The following is a 16,523-nucleotide window of genomic DNA, read 5'->3' as shown; positions in this document are numbered from 1 at the left end:
GGCCGATGAAGGCTCTGGTCCTCTCCGGCGGAGCCGGTACCCGACTGCGCCCCATCACGCACACCTCGGCGAAACAGCTGGTGCCGGTTGCCAACAAGCCCGTGCTGTTCTACGGCCTCGAATCCCTCGCGGAAGCGGGGATCACCCAGGTCGGGATGATCGTCGGAGACACCGCGGCGGAGATCGAGGAGGCGGTCGGCGACGGGTCGAAATTCGGCCTCGACGTCACCTACATCCCCCAGGAGCGCCCCCTCGGACTCGCCCACGCGGTGCTGATCGCCCGGGACTTCCTCGGCGACGACGACTTCGTGATGTACCTCGGGGACAACTTCGTCGTCGGCGGCATCCGCGACCTCGTCGACGAGTTCCGAGCCGACCGCCCCGACGCCCAGATCCTCCTCACCCACGTCCCCGACCCGCGCTCCTTCGGCGTCGCCGAACTCGACGCGGACGGCCAGGTGATCGCCCTGGAGGAAAAGCCGGAGCACCCCAGGAGCGATCTCGCGCTCGTCGGTGTCTACCTGTTCACGCCGGCGGTCCACGAGGCCGTACGCGCCATCCGCCCGTCCTGGCGTGGTGAGCTGGAGATCACCCACGCCCTCCAGCACCTCATCGACGCGCGGGCCGACGTGCGCTGCACGGTCATCGAGGGGTACTGGAAGGACACCGGCAACGTCGACGACATGCTGGAGGTCAACCGGACCGTCCTCGAAGGCGTGCGGCGGCGCATCGACGGCGAGGTGGACGCGGCGTCGGAGACCGTCGGCCGGGTGGTGATCGAGGAGGGCGCGCGGATCACCCACTCCCGGATCGTCGGCCCGGCCGTCATAGGAGCCGGGACCGTCGTCAGCGACTCCTACGTCGGCCCCTTCACCTCGATCGCGGAGAACTGCCGGATCACCGACAGCGAACTGGAGTTCTCCATCGTGCTGCGGGACTCCTCCATCGCCGGGGTGGGCCGGATCGAGTCCTCGCTGATCGGCCGGCACGTCGAGGTCACCCCGGCCGCCGGAGTCCCCAGCGCCCACCGTCTGGTTCTCGGAGACCACAGCAAGGTGCAGATACGTTCATGAACCTCCTCGTCACCGGCGCCGCCGGGTTCATCGGCTCCACGTACGTCCGCACGCTCCTCGCCGACGACTCGCCCGACGCGCCCCGCATCACCGTGCTGGACAAGCTGACCTACGCCGGCACACCGGCCAACCTGCCTTCCGGTCATCCCCGGCTCGACCTCGTCCGGGGCGACATCTGTGACGCGGCCCTGGTGGACAAGCTGATGGCGCAGGCCGACCAGGTGGTGCACTTCGCCGCCGAGTCGCACGTCGACCGGTCCATCGAGGGGGCGGGGGAGTTCGTCCTGACCAACGTGGTGGGGACGCAGACCCTGCTGGACGCGGCGCTGCGGTACGGCGTCGGCCCGTTCGTGCACATCTCCACCGACGAGGTCTACGGCTCCATCGAGTGCGGCTCCTGGCCGGAGACGCACCCGCTGGCCCCCAACTCCCCGTACTCGGCGTCCAAGGCGTCCTCCGACCTGCTGGCCCTGGCCTGTCACCGCACCCACGGGCTGGACGTCCGGGTCACCCGCTGCTCGAACAACTACGGCCCGCACCAGTTCCCGGAGAAGGTGATCCCGCTCTTCGTCACCAACCTCCTGGACGGCCTGGACGTCCCGCTGTACGGCGACGGGCGCAACGTCCGCGACTGGCTGCACGTCGACGACCACTGCCAGGGCATCGACCTGGTGCGCACCAGGGGCCGGTCCGGTGAGGTGTACAACATCGGTGGCGGCACCGAGCTGAGCAACCGGGACCTGACCGGCCTGCTCCTGGACGCGTGCGGCGCCGGCTGGGGCCGGGTCGAGTACGTGAGCGACCGCAAGGGCCACGACCTGCGGTACTCGGTCGACTGGAGCAAGGCCCGCGACGAACTGGGCTACCGTCCGCGCCGCGACTTCACCACCGGGCTCGCCGACACGGTCGCCTGGTACCGGGACAACCGCGCCTGGTGGCAGCCGCTGAAGCAGCAGGGTGCACGATGAGGTGGCTGGTCACCGGCGCGGGCGGGATGCTCGGCCACGACACCGTGCAGGAACTGCTGGACCGCGGCGAGCAGGTCACCGGACTCGACCGGGCGGCGCTCGACATCACCGAACCCGCCGCCGTGCGGCGCGCGTTCGACGCCCAGCGCCCCGACGTCGTCGTCAATTGCGCCGCCTACACGGCCGTGGACGACGCCGAGAGCGACGAGCCACGCGCCCTGCGCGTCAACGCCGACGGCCCCCGGCTGCTCGCCCGCGCCTGCGCCGGGCACGGCGCCCGTCTGATCCACGTCTCCACCGACTACGTCTTCTCCGGCGAGCCCCTCCCCGAGGCTCCCGGCTCCACTCGAACAGGGGGGACCCCCATGACCCCCTACCCAGAGGACCACCCGCCGGCGCCGCGCACCGCCTACGGCCGCACCAAGCTCGCCGGGGAGCGGGCCGTCCTGGCCGAGCTTCCGGGCGCCGCGGCCGTGGTGCGCACCGCCTGGCTGTACGGCGTCCACGGCCGCAGCTTCGTGCGCACGATGCTCGAACTGGAGGCCCGCCGCGACACCGTCGACGTCGTCGACGACCAGCGCGGGCAGCCGACCTGGAGCGCAGACGTGGCCGCCCGGATCGCCGACCTGGGAGCCACCGCCGCGCACGGCGTCTTCCACGCCACCGGTTCCGGCGAGTGCAGCTGGTACGAGCTGGCCCGCGAGGTGTTCCGGCTGGCCGGCGCCGACCCGGACCGGGTGCGCCCCACCGACGGCCGGACCTTCACCCGGCCCGCGCCCCGACCCGCCTACAGCGCCCTCGGGCACGCCCGCTGGCGGGAGGCCGGTCTGGCGCCGCCGCGGGACTGGCGGTCCGCCCTGTCCGAAGCCCTGCCTCTCATCCGCAAGGAGATGTCCCAGTGAAACGGCACGAGTTCCTGCGGGAGCTCCACAAGGTCACCGCGAACCGCAACTACCTGGAGATAGGCGTCAACGACGGCCGCAGCCTGACGCTGTCCCGGGTGCCCAGCATCGCGATCGACCCGGCGTTCAAGGTGGTCACGGAGATCCGTTGCGACGTGCACCTGGCGAAGGCGACCAGCGACGACTTCTTCGCCCGCGACAATCCCCTCGCGCACCTGCGGGGCGGCCGCCACCCGCTGCGCAACCTGGCCCGCAACCGCAGCCCCTTCGGCTACTGGAAGCGCACCACGCTGGACCTGTCGTTCATCGACGGCATGCATCTGTTCGAGTACGCGCTGCGGGACTTCATCAACATCGAGGGCCACTCCGGCTGGGCAAGCGTGATCGTCTTCGACGACATGCTGCCGCGCAACATCGACGAGGCCGCCCGTGACCGGCACACCAACGCCTGGACCGGGGACGTCTACAAGCTCGTCGAGATCCTGCGCCGGCACCGCCCCGACCTGGTGACGGTCCTGGTCGACACCGCGCCCACCGGCCAGTTGGTGGTCTTCGGCGCCGACCCCGAGAACACCGCGCTCAAGGACAACTACGACGAGATCGTCGCGGAGTTCGAGGTGCCCGACCCGCAGAAGGTCCCCGAGTCCGTCCTGGGGCGCACCACGGCCGTCGAACCGGAGGAGTTCCTCGGCGCGGGCTTCTGGAAGCCGCTCGTCGCGGCCCGCAACCGGGGGACCGGGCGTTCCCGCGGCTGGGAGCAGCTGCGCCGCGCGGTGTCCCCGTACGGCGCCGACCGCTGAACCCGGCCTACCGGCCGCGCAGCCGCTCGTAGTGGGCGGAGCAGTCCGCGTAGGTGGGCAGCAGCCCGGACCGCTCCGCCTCGGCGAGGGTGGGCGCCTCGGCGTCCTTGGCCGACAGGACCGGCTCGATGCCCTCCGGCCAGGCGATGCCCAGCCCCGGATCGAGGGGGTGCACGGCGTGCTCGCGCTTCGGTGCGTACCCGGCCGAGCACAGGTACACCACGGCCGCGTCGTCGGTCAGCGCCATGAAGGCGTGCCCGAGGCCCTCAGCGAGGAACACGGCGTACCGGTTGCCGTCGTCGAGACGTACGGCCTCCCACTGCCCGAAGGTGGGCGAGCCGACACGGAGGTCCACCACGACGTCCAGGACGGCACCGCGCACACAGGTGATGTACTTGGCCTGACCGGGCGGTACGTCGGCGAAGTGGACGCCGCGCAGCACGCCCCGCCGGGACACCGAGCAGTTGGCCTGGGCGAGTGCGAGGTCGTAACCGGTGGCCTCCCGGAACTCCTCGCCCCGGTACCACTCGTGGAAGCTGCCCCGCTCGTCCGGGAACGCCTTGGGCTCCAGCACCCAGGTGTCCGCCATGCCCAGCTGCCGCACTCCGTCACACCTTCCCGGTCGTCTTCTTCGGCGCCGCTCCCAGCAGGCGCCGTGCCGCGCGCAGCAGCCGCTGCGGGAGGCCGGGCGGCGCCGTGGGCGTCACCTCCACCGCACCGGGCCTGCGGCCCACCTTCAACAGCAGCGGCAGGCCGAGCGCGCGCTCCTGCCCGCCGTCCCGGGGCAGCACGAGTGCCGCCCGCCACCCGGCGTTCCTCAGGAGCGGCACCGGCAGCCGCACCTCGAGCAGCGACCGCTCGCCGTTCGCGGGGGTCAGCACGGAGGCCCGGTCGACGCTGCGGTGCGACGCGCCGTCCTTGAGCCGCACCAGGACCTCGGTGGTGTCCGGGACGTACAACGGCAGCGCGACGGTCAGCACCTCGGCGTCCGAGACGGCCGCGTCCGCCGGGGTGAGCCGGTGCAGGCCCAGTGACCTGACGGCCCGGTCGACGTCCAGGGAGAGGTTGCGGTACTGCTTCGTCCAGTACGGCAGCACGAGCCGGACGGCGCCGAACATACCGGCGGGCGGCAGCGCGAGTCCCTGCGCCGGGCCTGGTCCCAGCCGGCTCTCCTTGGTCCAGCCGCCGAGACCGACCCGTACGTAGGCATCCCACAGCCCGCCGTGCAGCGGGGCGCCGCCCGCCGCCGTGGCGGGGTCGACGGTGGCCGTGCCGCGCAGCACCAGCCGGGTCCGGCCGTCCCCGGCCGCCACGCGTTCCCGGGTGACCTCCACGGGCTGGAAGAAGGAGGCGGCGCTCTCCCGCTCGCGCAGGATCAGGTCGGCGGTCGCCTGCTCGAAGCCGTCGGCGGCGGCCGTGGCCAGCCAGGACACCGCCTCGGCGAGGTCGGCGGGCGCACCGTCCGCGGGAGGCCGCGGCCCGTCGGGGCGCACGGCCAGCGGGCCGTCGGCGTCGGTGAACTCGGCGCTGAACCGCACCCGCAGGGTCCCGTCCTGCCACTCGACGCCCGTCGGGGCGGCCTCGGGACGGACGCCCGCCTCCCACTCGGCGTAGGCGACCAGGTCGTCGTAACGGTCGTCCCGGATCAGCGCGGCGACGACCCGCCCGCCCGGCCGCAGCCCGGGGGCGACGCCGGGGCCGAAGCGCTCCAGGACCAGCGCGTGCATCTCCCGGAACAGCTCGCGCCGGTAGTCGTCCGGCAGGGCCAGCAGCCGGGGCCCGCTCATCCGCTCGACCAGCTCCACCCGGAGCCAGCGGCGCAGCAGTCTGTCGCGCAGCGGGCCCGGCTCGGTGTACCGCTCGACGACGTCCAGGGCCTCACGGAGGTTCTTGAAGTAGCCGGCCGGCTCGAAGCGCTGGATACCGGCGTTGGCGGCGTCCTCGCGTTTGACGTGGTAGTAGCAGACGTAGTCGCTCAGTACCGAGACGTTGTCGGCGCGCAGATAGGCCTCGGTGATGAAGACGTGGTCCTCCAGGCGCCGCCGGCCCTCGGGAAACCTGAGCCCCGTGCGGTCCAGGAAGGAGCGCCGGAGCATCTTGTGCGGGGTGAGGCTGTCGATCAGCGGGGCGTTGTCCACCGTGGCGTACGGGTGGTTGCGGCGGAACAGCTCCACCGGCACCGGGCGGCCCTTCCCGGCCATCTTGCCGACGATCACGTCGGCCTTGTGGGCGACCCCGTACTCGTACATCCGCTCCAGGGCCTCGTCGCCGAGGTGGTCGTCGTTGTCGACGAACATCACGAACTCGCCCCGGGAGGCCTCGATGCCCACGTTGCGGGGCTTGCCGGACCAGCCGGAGTTCTCCTGGTGGACGACCCTGATGTGCGGGTGCTCGGCGGCGAGCGCGTCCAGCCGGGCCGGAGTGGCGTCGGTGGAGCCGTCGTCGACGAAGAGGACCTCGAACTCCTCGGGGGGCAGCGACTGTCGCAGCAGCGAGGCGACGCAGTCCTCGATGTACGGCCCGGGGTTGTACACGGGCACGACGACGCTGACCTTGACCGGCATCCGGCTTCCAAGCCCCCTTGGTTCGCTTTCCGTCGCCTGGGTGGCACGGTGCGCGTGGCCGAATGTTAACCCGGGCCCTTGCGCGGACGGACGTCCGCCCGCACAAGGGATTTCCCAACTGGCCGGTCAGGCGTGGGTCTTGGCGAGCAGCTCCAGGATCTCCGCCGTCGTACCGCTCTCGCCGAGCCGGGGGAAGATCCGTTCCACGCTGCCCCGGTGCGCCTCGGCGTCGCTGTCGGCCATGGCGTCGGTGGCGAGGGTGACGTGGTAGCCGTGGGCGTAGGCGTCGCGGGCGGTGGACTCGACACCGATGCTGGTGGCGATGCCGGTCAGCACGATCTGCGTGACGCCGCGGCGGCGCAGCTGGACATCCAGGTCGGTGCCGTGCAGGGCGCTCCAGTTGTGCTTGGTGACGTGGATGTCGCCGGGGTGGCCGGACAGTTCGTCGACGATGACGTCCCAGCCCGCCGGGAAGGCGAGACCGCGTGCCTGGCGCTCGGTCCGGCCGGGGACGGCGTCCGCCCAGTCGGGTGCGAAGGAGACCCGGACCAGGACCACGGGCAGGTCGCGGGCCCGGAAGGCGTCGGCGAGCTCGGTCGTACGGGCCACCACGTCCGCTGCGGCGTGCGGCTGGGTGGGCATGCCCACGATGCCGCTCTGCAGGTCGATGACGACGAGGGCGGTGCGGGGGTCGAGGGTGCTGACGGACATGGGTCGATCAGGCCTTTCGGGGGGTGGGTTTCGGTCTCACGGCTGCGAGAGCCGTTCCAGCAGTTCAAGGGCGCTGAGGACCGTCTGCCGCTCCTCCTCGGTGTAGCGGTCCTCGAAGGCGCGGGCCAGCCACTCCTCGCGCAGCTGTCTGTTGCCCTCGACCCGGGCCAGGCCGGCCTCGGTCAGGGTGATCAGCTGGCGGCGGCCGTCGTCGGGGTCCGGGGCGCGCCGGATCAGGTCGTGCTGCTCCAGGGCGGCCAGCGTGGCCGCCATCGACTGGGGCCGCACGCCCTCCGCGGCCGCCAGGGCGCTGGCCGTGGCCGCGCCGTGCTTGCCGACGAGGGAGAGCGCCGACTCCTGCGACGGGGTCAGGTCGGAGTCCTGCGCGACCTCGCGGATACGGCGCCGCAGCCGGCTGAACACCACGCGCAGGTCGCGCGCGGTGCGGATGGCGGAGTCCGAGATGTGAGCCATGCCGTCAGCGTAGAACCATCAGGGGAGGCTGTCCAGCTGAAACTGTTCAGTCATGCCTGAATAGTATCGGGTGCGCCTCCAGGCCGCATACGCTGATGGCGTGCGCCTCCTGTTGATGTCGGACACCCACCTCCCTAAGCGCGCCAAGCGGCTCCCGGACGAGCTGCTCGCCGAACTCCCGCACGCGGACGTCGTGTTCCACGCCGGGGACTGGGTCGACACCGCCACTCTCGACCTGCTGGAGAGCCGCAGCCGCCGGCTGGTCGGCGTGTACGGCAACAACGACGGCCCCGAGCTGCGGGCCAGGCTCCCCGAGGTGGCGTACGCCGAACTGGGCGGCCTGCGCTTCGGCGTGGTGCACGAGACCGGCCCCGCGCAGGGCCGCGAGGCCCGCTGTGCCGCCCGCTTCCCCGACCTGGACGTGCTGGTCTTCGGGCACAGCCACATCCCCTGGGACACCGTCGGCCCCGGCGGGCTGCGGCTGCTCAATCCCGGTTCCCCGACCGACCGCCGCCGCCGGCCGCACTGCACCTACCTCACGGCGACCCTCACCGACGGCACGCTCACCGACGTCACTCTGCGACGGCTGCCCCCGCGCCGGCCGGCCTGTGGCACGATGCGTCGATGATCTCCGACTACGACATACCCGACGTCGTACCCGCGGGCAGCATGGCCGAGTGCGACCAGCCCGTCCTCGGACTCCCGGGCGGTCTGGAGCTTCGGCCCTGGCGGACCGAGGACGCCGACGCCGACGCGCTGCTCACCGCCGGGTCGGACCGGGCGATCCAGCTGTGGAACCTGTTCTCCGTCCGCACCCGTGACGAGGCCCGGGCCCGGATCGAGCGCATGCACGAGCGGTGGCGCGCCGAGACCGGCGCCGTATGGGCGATCGCCCGGCCCGGCGGCCCGCCCCAGGGGCTCGCCGGGTTCCACGACATCAGTCTGGCGGGCGGCAACGCCGAGATCATGTACTGGGTGCTGCCCGAGTCGCGCGGCGGCGGCATCGTCGTCGAGGCGGCCCGGCGGCTGAGCCGGTGGGCGCTGGACGACCTGGGCCTGCACCGGCTGCGGCTGTGCCACGCGGTCGGCAACCCGGCGTCCTGTCGCGTCGCGGAGAAGGCCGGCTACGCCTTCGAGGGCACGATGCGCTCCTCCCTGCTGCACGCCGACGGCTGGCACGACGAGCATCTGCACGCACTGGTGGCAAAGGGCGTCTGATCCCCGCGGGGGAGGCGGGGCGACGACTACCGGTGCAGGGCCCGCCTGCACCGCCGTGCCCCCGCGGCGACCATCACCAGCACGGCGAGCACCACGGCCGCCTCCGCGGCCCGCTTGGCCACCGGTACCGCGGCCGCTCGCAGGAGGTCGAGCGGCTCGGCCGCCTCCTCCTCGGCGGGCGGCTCCGGTTGCTCGTCGATGCCGGTGATCTGCGGGGGACGCTCGGTCAGCCGCTCGGCGAGGCATGCCGCGAACTGGCCCACCAGACGGTCTCCCACCTCCGACAGGAGGCCGCGGCCGAACTGCGCGGGGCGCCCGGTCACCGTCAGATCGGTCCGCACCGACACCGCAGTACCGCCGTCGCGTCCGCTCAGCGCGCCGGTGACGGTCGCCCGGGCCGTGCCCTGCCCCCGGGTCTCCCGGCCGCTCGCCACGAGCACCATCCGGTGCGCCGCCTCGTCCTGCTCCTCGAAGACCGCGGTGCCCCGGTAGGTCAGGGTGACCGGGCCGACCTTGACCTTCACCGAGCCGGTCACGGTCGTGCCGTCGTACTCCTCCACCACCGCGCCCGGCAGACAGGGCGCGACGCGTTCGATGTCGAGGAGCGCGCGCCAGGCGTCGTCGACCGCGACCGGGACGGTGAACTCGTGGTGCAGCTCCATGACTTCCTCCTCGCACTCAGGCTGTGGCACGTGGGTGGATGGCCCCCGCGGTCGTGGTCAGGGGCGAGCCGCTGCCGCCCCAGCGCAGGGCGACGATCTCGGCGGCGACGGACACGGCGACCTCCTCGGGCGTACGGGCGCCGAGGTCGAGCCCGAGCGGCGAGCGCAGCCGGGACAGCTCGGCCTCGGTGAGACCGGTCTCGGTCAGCCGGGCGCGCCGTTCGTCGTGGGTACGGCGGCTGCCCATCGCCCCGATGTAGGCGGCCGGCCGGCGCAGCGCCTCCTCCAGCAGCGGCACGTCGAACTTCGGGTCGTGGGTGAGGACGCAGATCACCGTGCGCTCGTCGGTCTCGGTACTCGCGAGGTAGCGGTGCGGCCATTCGACGACGACCTCCACGCCCGCCGGGAAGCGCTTGGGCGTGGCGAAGACCGGGCGGGCGTCGCACACGGTGACCCGGTAGCCGAGGAAGTCGCCGATGCGGGCCACCGAGGCCGCGTAGTCGATCGCGCCGAAGACCAGCATGCGCGGCGGTGGTGCGAACGACTGCAGGAACACGGTGACCGCGTCCTCGCGGCGCTCGCCGTGCGGCCCGTAGTGCCTGAGCGCCGAGGCGCCGAGGGCGAGTTCGCCGCGCGCGTCGGCGGTGACCGCGACGTCGAGCCCGGCCGTGCCGAGCGTGCCGGCCTCGGTGCCCGGCCAGACGGCCAGCGTGGCCCCGCGCGGGGCGGGCCCGTCGACCACCGTGGCGACGGTCACGGGCTCACCCGCGGCGACGGACGTGGCGACCGCCCCGAACGCCGGGTCGGTCGCGGACGTCACGGGCCGTACCAGCAGGGTGATCTCGCCGCCGCAGGTGAGCCCGACCGCGAACGCGTCCTCGTCGCTGTACCCGAAGGTCTCCAGCCGGGCCTCGCCGCTCGCCACCACCTCCTGCGCGAGCTCGAACACAGCCCCTTCCACGCAGCCCCCGGACACGCTTCCCACGACCTCGTCGTCCGCCCCCACCGCCATGGCGGCGCCGGGTCCGCGCGGTGCGCTGCGGCTGACCGCGACGACCGTCGCCAGACCGAACGGGATCCGGGCCGCGTACCAGCGCTCCAGCGCCGGCAGAATCTCACGCACGCTCCGCTCCTCTCACCCGGACCACCGGGACCCTCTCGGCCTCCGCCCCGCGCACCACCGCGGCCAGCCGCTCCAGTGCCGCCAGGCTGTGCCCCTCGACGAAGTCGTCCACGCTGGGCAGGGCCGCCGCCATCCCGGCCGCGAGGGGCGCGTAACCCGGGCGTGCCTTGCGCGGGTTCGCCCAGACCACCCGGTGCGCCAGTCCGTGCAGACGGCGCATCTGCGCGCCGAGCAGCTCCGGGTCATCGCGCTCCCAGCCGTCCGAGAGCAGGACGACGACCGCGCCGCGCGCCATGCCGCGCTGTCCCCAGCGGTTGAGGAACTCGCGCAGCAGCTCGCCCAGCCGGGTGCCGCCGCGCCAGTCGGGGACGGCCTGCGCCAGCGCGGCCATCGCCAGGTCCGGGTCGCGGTGCGAGAGTTCCCGGGTCACCCGGGTCAGCCGGGTGCCGATCGTGAACACCTCCGTGCGGCCCCCGCGCACAGCCGCGTGCGCGAACCTGAGCAGTGCGTCGGCGTACGGCGCCATCGACCCGCTCACGTCGACGAGCAGCACGATCCGGCGGGGCCGCTGCACGCGCGCGTGCCGCCGCAGCCGGGCCGGCTCACCGCCCCGCCGCAGCAGCTCCCGTACGGTGCGGCGCGGGTCCACGGCCCCGCGCCGGGCCGGCCGCCGCCGCGCGGAGCGACGGGTCTGCCCGGACAGCGCGAACGCGGCCAGCAGCCGGTTGAGATGGGCGCGTTCGGTCGCGTCCAGCTCGCCGACGTCGCGATGCCGCAGCACCTCGGTGGCACTGGCGAGCGCGGCCGTCGGCGGTCCGGAAGGCTCGCTCTCGCCCGGGGCGCGATTCCCGGCGGGCGCGTCCCGCACGACGAGCCGCAGCCGGGGCGGGGGAGCGTGCCGCGCCGCCTGCCGGGCGGGCTCGTCCGAGGGCCCGAAGTAGGCGGCGAACACCCGCTCGTAGCGCTCCAGGTCGTCGTGGCCGCCGCACAGCGTCGCCCGCCCCGCCACGTACACGTCGGCCCGCACGCCGGGCCGCAGCACGTCCACGGCACGCAGGAAGGCGTACGCCCGCTCGGTGCTCGCGTCGACCCCGGCGGCCCGCACCGCCCGCACGAACCCGAGCAGCACGGCATCCGCCCCTACGGCCCCGCCCGCTCCGGCCGACACATCCGCCGGTCGGCCCGAGGGCCGGTCCCCGGCACCGGAGGGTCCGCTCGTGCCGGGCGTCGGCGGACCGGCGCGGGTGACGTCTTCCGGTCCGTCCCAAGGCCGATCTCCGCCCCCGGTCCCCGAAGTCCGCGTTCCCCCGCGTCCCGGTCCGGCCATGGCCATCACGTCCCCCGCGCCGCCAGGACCGCCGTGAGATCGAGCGCCCGCGCCCGGTCCACGTCCTCCCGGTACTTCAGCGCCGAGCCCAGCGTCGCCACGGCCAGTTCCGCGTCCACCTCGTTCGCGCCCAGCGCGTCGAGGGCCTCGGCCCAGTCGATCGTCTCGGCCACCCCGGGCGGCTTGAGCAGGTCCGCGCCCCGCAGCGCCTGCACCAGCGCGGTGACCTGCTCGGCCAGCCGTGCCGACACCTGCGGCAACCGGGTGCGCACGATGGCCAGTTCGCGGGCGAAGGAGGGATGGTCGAACCAGTGGTAGAGGCACCGCCGTTTCAGCGCGTCGTGCACCTCCCGGGTCCGGTTCGAGGTCAGCACGACCACCGGCGGCTCCTCGGCCCGCAGGGTGCCCAGCTCCGGGATCGTGACGGAGTACTCGGAGAGCAGCTCCAGCAGGAACGCCTCGAACTCGTCGTCGGCCCGGTCGATCTCGTCGACCAGCAGCACCGACGGCTGCGTCTGCAACGCCAGCAGCAGCGGCCGGGCGATGAGGAAACGCCGGTCGTACAGCTCGCTCTCCAGCCGGTCGGCGTCCTGGACGCCCGCCGCCTCGGCGGCCCTGAGGTGCAGCAGCTGGCGCGGGAAGTCCCAGTCGTACAGGGCCTGGGAGGCGTCGATGCCCTCGTGGCACTGCAGGCGGATCAGCGGCGCGTCGAGCGCCGCGGCCAGGGCGGTCGCGAGCGCGGTCTTGCCCACGCCCGCGTCGCCCTCGCAGAAGAGCGGCCGGTGCAGCCTCAGTGCCAGGAAGCAGGTGACGCCGAGCCCTTCGTCGACGAGGTACCCCGTCTCCTCCAGGCGGGCCCGCACCTGCTCCGGGTCGTCCATGCGGGTGATCGGCGCTCACCCCATTCCGCCGGCGGTCAGCACCGCCCGCCTGGTCAGCACCCGTGCGAGGTGCTCCCGGTACTCGGGCGAGGCCGACAGGTCCTGCGCCGGCCGGGTGCCCTCGGCGGCCGCCTCGGCGGCCCGTGCCACGGCCTCGGGACCATCGGCACCGGACAGCGCCTCCTCGGCCGCCGTGGCCCGCAGCGGGGTGGTGCCCATGTTGGTCAGTCCGATGCGCGCCTCGGCGATCCGTCCGTCGTCGCGCCGTACGAGCGCCGCGACGCCGACGATCGCCCACGCCTGCGCGACCCGGTGGAACTTCTCGTAGTGGAAGCCCCAGCCGTCCGCCTTCGGCACCCGCACCTCCACCAGGAGTTCGTCGGGGGCCAGGGCCGACTGGAGGTAGTCGACGAAGAAGTCCCGGGCCGGGATCGTCCGGCGCCCGTCCGGCCCGGCGACGACCATCTCGCCGTCCATCGCCAGCAGCACCGCGGGCAGGTCGCCGGCGGGATCGGCGTGCGCGAGCGAGCCGCCGAGGGTGCCCCGGTGCCGTACCGCGGGGTCGGCGACCGTGGCCGTCGCCTCCGCGAGCAGACCGGCGTGCCGGCGCACCAGCGGGTCACGGATCACGTCGTGGTGCGTGGTCAGCGCGCCGATGACGAGCGCGTCGCCGACCTCGCGGACCCCGTGCAGTTCGGGGATCCGGCCCACGTCCACCACCAGCTCCGGGAAGGCGAGCCGCAGCCGCAGAAGCGGCAGCAGGCTCTGCCCGCCGGCCAGCACCTTCGCCTCCTCGCCCGCGTCGGCGAGCGCGCGGACCGCCTCGTCGACGCTGGTCGGACGGGCGTACTCGAACACCGGGGGAATCATGCCGACGCCTCCCTCACCGCTCGCCACACCCGCTCCGGGGTGCAGGGCATCCGCACGTCGTGCACGCCCAGCGGCCTGAGCGCGTCCACCACGGCGTTGACCACGGCGGGCGTCGACGCGATCGTCCCGGCCTCGCCGACTCCCTTGACCCCCATGGCGTTCGAGGCCGCCGGGGTCTCCGTCCGGTCGGTCACGAACTCCGGCAGGTCCGCCGCCGACGGCACGAGGTAGTCGGCCATCGTGCCGGAGACGAGGTTGCCCTCGTCGTCGTACACGGCCTCCTCGTACAGCGCCTGCGCGATGCCCTGCGCGAGGCCGCCGTGCACCTGTCCCTCGACGATCATCGGGTTGACGACCCGGCCGACGTCGTCGACGCAGACGTACGACCTGATTTGTGTCTGCCCGGTCTCCGTGTCGATCTCGACCGCGCACAGGTGGGTGCCGTGCGGGTAGGAGAAGTTCTCCGGGTCGACCAGGGTCTCGGCGTTGATGGACGGCTCGACGCCGTCGGGCAGGTCGTGCGAGGTGAACGTCTCGAAGGCGATCTCCTGGATGGTCTTCTGCGCCTCCGGGGAGCCCTTCACCGAGAACACGCCGTTCGTGAACTCCAGGTCCTGCTCGCTCGCCTCCAGCAGATGCGCGGCGACCTTCCGCGCCTTCTCGACCACCTTCGTGGCCGCCCGGTGCACGGCCTCGCCGCCGACCGCCAGCGACCGCGAGCCGTAGGTGTCCATGCCCTGGGGGGCCGCCAGCGTGTCGCCGTGCACCACCTCGACGTCCTCGAACGGCACGCCCAGCACATCGGCGGCGATCTGGCTCCAGCAGGTCTCGTGGCCCTGCCCGTGCGGGCTGGTGCCGGTGACCACCTCGACCTTGCCGGTGGGCAGCATGCGGATGCTCGCCGCCTCCCAGCCGCCGGCCCCGTACCGCAGGTCGCGCAGCACCCGGCTCGGCGCGAGCCCGCACATCTCGGTGTACGTCGACACGCCGATGCCGAGGCGTACGGGGTCGCCGCGCTCGTTGCGCTGCCGCTGCTCGGCGCGCAGCTCGTCGTACCCGAACAGGGCCAGCGCCTTCTCGGTCGCCGCCTCGTAGTTGCCGCTGTCGTAGGTCAGCCCGGCGACCGAGGTGTACGGGAACTCCTCGTGCCGGATCCAGTTGCGGCGCCGCACCTCCACCGGGTCCAGGCCGAGTTCGGCGGCCAGCTCGTCCATCATCCGCTCGATGGCGAACGTCGCCTCCGGGCGTCCGGCGCCGCGGTAGGCGTCGGTGGGCGTGCGGGTCGTGAAGACGCCGGTGCAGTTGAACTCGTAGGCGTCCATCTTGTAGATCGCCGGGTACATGAAGGCGCCGAGAATCGGGATGCCCGGGGTGACGAGCATCAGGTAGGCGCCCATGTCGGCCAGCAGGTCGACCTTCAGGCCGAGGAGCTTTCCGTCCCTGGTGGCGGCGATCTCCACGTCCTGGATCATGCCGCGGCCGTGGTGGGTCGCGAGGTAGCCCTCGGAGCGGGACTCGGTCCACTTCACCGGACGGCCGAGCTTGCGCGCGACGGCGAGCGCGAGGGCCTCCTCGCCGTACACCTGGAGCTTGGAGCCGAAGCCGCCGCCCACGTCCGGGGCGACCACGCGCAGCTTCTGCTCGGGGATGCCGGTGACCACGGCGAGCATGATCCGCAGGATGTGCGGGATCTGGGTCGCCGAATAGACGGTGTACTCGCCGGAGGCGGCCAGCGGGGTGACGACGACCGCGCGCGGCTCCATGGCGTTGGGGATGAGCCGCTGCTGGTGGTAGCGGCGCTTGAGCGTGACGTCGGCGCGCTGCCGCACCGACTCGAAGCTCTCGCCGGTGGCGAGCGGCCAGGTGTAGCAGTGGTTGGTGCCCTTGTCGGAGTGGACCAGCGGGGCGCCGTCCGCCAGGGCGGCCTCCAGGTCCAGGACCGGCGGCAGCGGGTCGTAGTCGACCTCGACGGCCTCCAGCGCGTCGGCGGCCGCGTACCGGTCGCGGGCCACCACGACCGCCACCGGGTCACCGGCGTAGCGGACCTCGTCGACGGCGACCGGCGGGTGGTCGGGGTGCACGATGTCCTCGGTCACCGGCCAGGCGCAGGGCAGGGAGCCCATCCCCTCGGCGAGGTCGGCACCGCTGAACGCCGCGACGACACCTGGGCGTTGCAGGGCGGGGGAGACGTCGACGCGGGTGAGGCGGGCGTGCGCCATCGGGCTGCGCAGCACGGCCAGGTGCAGCAGCCCGGCGACCTGGATGTTGTCGGTCCAGTTGGTCTGGCCCGTGACCAGGTGGGCGTCCTCCTTGCGCAGCCGGGGCCGGCCCACCTCGTGTTCTACGGCCTGGTCGGTCATGCCGTGGCCTCCTCGGGAAGCTGCTGCCCGGAGGCGGCGAGCACCGCGCGGACGATGTTCTGGTAGCCGGTGCACCGGCACAGGTTGCCCTCCAGGGCCTCCCGGACCTCGTCCGCGGTGGGCTGCGGGTTCTCGCGCAGCAGATCGCGTGCCGCCATGATCATCCCGGGGGTGCAGTAGCCGCACTGGAGAGCGTGCCGCTCGTGGAAGGCGTGCTGCAGCGCGGTCCACTCGCCGTTCTCGGCCAGCCCCTGGACGGTGGTCACCGTGCCGCCGTCCGCCTGCACGGCCAGTACCGAGCAGCTCTTGACGGTCGCCCCGTCCAGGTCGACCGTGCACGTGCCGCAGTTCGAGGTGTCGCAGCCGATCGGGGTGCCGGTCAGGCCGAGGCGGTCGCGCAGATAGTGGGCCAGGAGCAGACGGGGTTCGACGTCGTCCTCGTACGTCGTGCCGTCCACGTTCACCTTGATGTGGGTCATGTGCCCTCCAGGCCGTGCGGGCAGGAGCGAGAATCAGCCAGATCGACGTGATGTACGTCACTCTATGGCTGCGCCCTGGAGGCGGCGAGTGCTGCGGTGCGGGTTTTGTTG

Annotated in this window: 17 protein-coding genes; 6 read left to right on the top strand and 11 right to left on the bottom strand. The window is 73.1% G+C overall.

Annotation, left to right across the window (positions count from 1 at the left end):
- Positions 1-5 precede the first annotated feature (5 nt).
- The 4 genes from AC07DS_RS01260 to AC07DS_RS01245 are packed head-to-tail and all read left to right on the top strand — an operon-like array spanning position 6 to position 3,743.
- Positions 6-1,073 (top strand): glucose-1-phosphate thymidylyltransferase, encoded by a 1,068-nt coding sequence (locus AC07DS_RS01260; RefSeq protein ID WP_479141512.1) that lies wholly within the window; start codon positions 6-8, stop codon positions 1,071-1,073.
- Positions 1,070-2,041 carry a dTDP-glucose 4,6-dehydratase gene (rfbB, locus tag AC07DS_RS01255; protein WP_479141511.1) on the top strand — a complete coding sequence of 324 codons (972 nt, stop codon included), beginning with the start codon at positions 1,070-1,072 and terminating at the stop codon, positions 2,039-2,041. Before AC07DS_RS01260 ends, rfbB begins: the two co-directional genes overlap by 4 nt.
- Positions 2,038-2,943 (top strand): dTDP-4-dehydrorhamnose reductase, encoded by a 906-nt coding sequence (gene rfbD, locus AC07DS_RS01250; protein WP_479141510.1) that lies wholly within the window; start codon positions 2,038-2,040, stop codon positions 2,941-2,943. Before rfbB ends, rfbD begins: the two co-directional genes overlap by 4 nt.
- A complete protein-coding gene (locus AC07DS_RS01245) occupies positions 2,940-3,743 on the top strand; it encodes an O-methyltransferase (RefSeq protein WP_479141509.1) in 804 nt (267 codons plus the stop codon). The genes rfbD and AC07DS_RS01245 overlap by 4 nt, the downstream gene beginning before the upstream one ends.
- Before the next feature lie 7 nt (positions 3,744-3,750).
- On the opposite strand, the gene rfbC is transcribed toward AC07DS_RS01245, so the two are convergent.
- The 4 genes from rfbC to AC07DS_RS01225 form a co-directional block, all read right to left on the bottom strand.
- Positions 3,751-4,332, bottom strand: coding sequence for a dTDP-4-dehydrorhamnose 3,5-epimerase (rfbC, locus tag AC07DS_RS01240; RefSeq protein WP_479142123.1), 582 nt, complete (start codon positions 4,330-4,332; stop codon positions 3,751-3,753).
- Between the two features lie 19 nt (positions 4,333-4,351).
- On the bottom strand, positions 4,352-6,307 hold the full coding sequence (locus AC07DS_RS01235; RefSeq protein WP_479141507.1) for a glycosyltransferase family 2 protein: 1,956 nt from the start codon (positions 6,305-6,307) through the stop codon (positions 4,352-4,354).
- Between the two features lie 126 nt (positions 6,308-6,433).
- Positions 6,434-7,018, bottom strand: coding sequence for a hydrolase (locus AC07DS_RS01230; RefSeq protein ID WP_145882183.1), 585 nt, complete (start codon positions 7,016-7,018; stop codon positions 6,434-6,436).
- 36 nt (positions 7,019-7,054) lie between these two features.
- Entirely contained in the window at positions 7,055-7,492 is a 438-nt protein-coding gene (locus tag AC07DS_RS01225) for a MarR family winged helix-turn-helix transcriptional regulator (RefSeq protein ID WP_479141504.1), read from the bottom strand.
- A gap of 100 nt (positions 7,493-7,592) precedes the next feature.
- Here AC07DS_RS01225 and AC07DS_RS01220 point away from each other — a divergent pair, with 100 nt between their 5' ends.
- A complete protein-coding gene (locus AC07DS_RS01220) occupies positions 7,593-8,120 on the top strand; it encodes a metallophosphoesterase family protein (RefSeq protein WP_479141503.1) in 528 nt (175 codons plus the stop codon).
- The gene (locus AC07DS_RS01215) at positions 8,117-8,710 is read left to right on the top strand and encodes a GNAT family N-acetyltransferase (protein WP_479141501.1); all 594 of its coding nucleotides are present in this window, start codon (positions 8,117-8,119) and stop codon (positions 8,708-8,710) included. The genes AC07DS_RS01220 and AC07DS_RS01215 overlap by 4 nt, the downstream gene beginning before the upstream one ends.
- 26 nt (positions 8,711-8,736) lie before the next feature.
- Here AC07DS_RS01215 and AC07DS_RS01210 read toward each other — a convergent pair whose 3' ends face one another.
- The 7 genes from AC07DS_RS01210 to AC07DS_RS01180 all read right to left on the bottom strand — a co-directional run bounded on the left by AC07DS_RS01210 (position 8,737) and on the right by AC07DS_RS01180 (position 16,412).
- Positions 8,737-9,372, bottom strand: coding sequence for an SRPBCC family protein (locus AC07DS_RS01210; protein ID WP_479141500.1), 636 nt, complete (start codon positions 9,370-9,372; stop codon positions 8,737-8,739).
- Positions 9,373-9,388: 16 nt separating this feature from the next.
- Positions 9,389-10,495: an XdhC family protein gene (locus AC07DS_RS01205; protein WP_479141498.1), complete on the bottom strand. Its 1,107-nt coding sequence runs from the start codon at positions 10,493-10,495 to the stop codon at positions 9,389-9,391.
- Positions 10,488-11,624, bottom strand: coding sequence for a vWA domain-containing protein (locus AC07DS_RS01200; protein ID WP_479141496.1), 1,137 nt, complete (start codon positions 11,622-11,624; stop codon positions 10,488-10,490). Before AC07DS_RS01200 ends, AC07DS_RS01205 begins: the two co-directional genes overlap by 8 nt.
- A gap of 203 nt (positions 11,625-11,827) precedes the next feature.
- Positions 11,828-12,703 carry an AAA family ATPase gene (locus AC07DS_RS01195; RefSeq protein WP_479141495.1) on the bottom strand — a complete coding sequence of 292 codons (876 nt, stop codon included), beginning with the start codon at positions 12,701-12,703 and terminating at the stop codon, positions 11,828-11,830.
- A gap of 15 nt (positions 12,704-12,718) precedes the next feature.
- Positions 12,719-13,573: an FAD binding domain-containing protein gene (locus AC07DS_RS01190; protein WP_479141494.1), complete on the bottom strand. Its 855-nt coding sequence runs from the start codon at positions 13,571-13,573 to the stop codon at positions 12,719-12,721.
- Positions 13,570-15,933 (bottom strand): xanthine dehydrogenase family protein molybdopterin-binding subunit, encoded by a 2,364-nt coding sequence (locus AC07DS_RS01185; RefSeq protein ID WP_479141492.1) that lies wholly within the window; start codon positions 15,931-15,933, stop codon positions 13,570-13,572. Before AC07DS_RS01185 ends, AC07DS_RS01190 begins: the two co-directional genes overlap by 4 nt.
- Complete coding sequence (locus tag AC07DS_RS01180) at positions 15,930-16,412, bottom strand: (2Fe-2S)-binding protein (protein WP_479141491.1); 483 nt, start codon at positions 16,410-16,412, stop codon at positions 15,930-15,932. Before AC07DS_RS01180 ends, AC07DS_RS01185 begins: the two co-directional genes overlap by 4 nt.
- Between the last annotated feature and the right edge of the window lie 111 nt (positions 16,413-16,523).

This window comes from Streptomyces sp. NPDC044064 (genome assembly GCF_056434245.1).
This window is presented reverse-complemented; position numbering and strand designations above follow the sequence as displayed.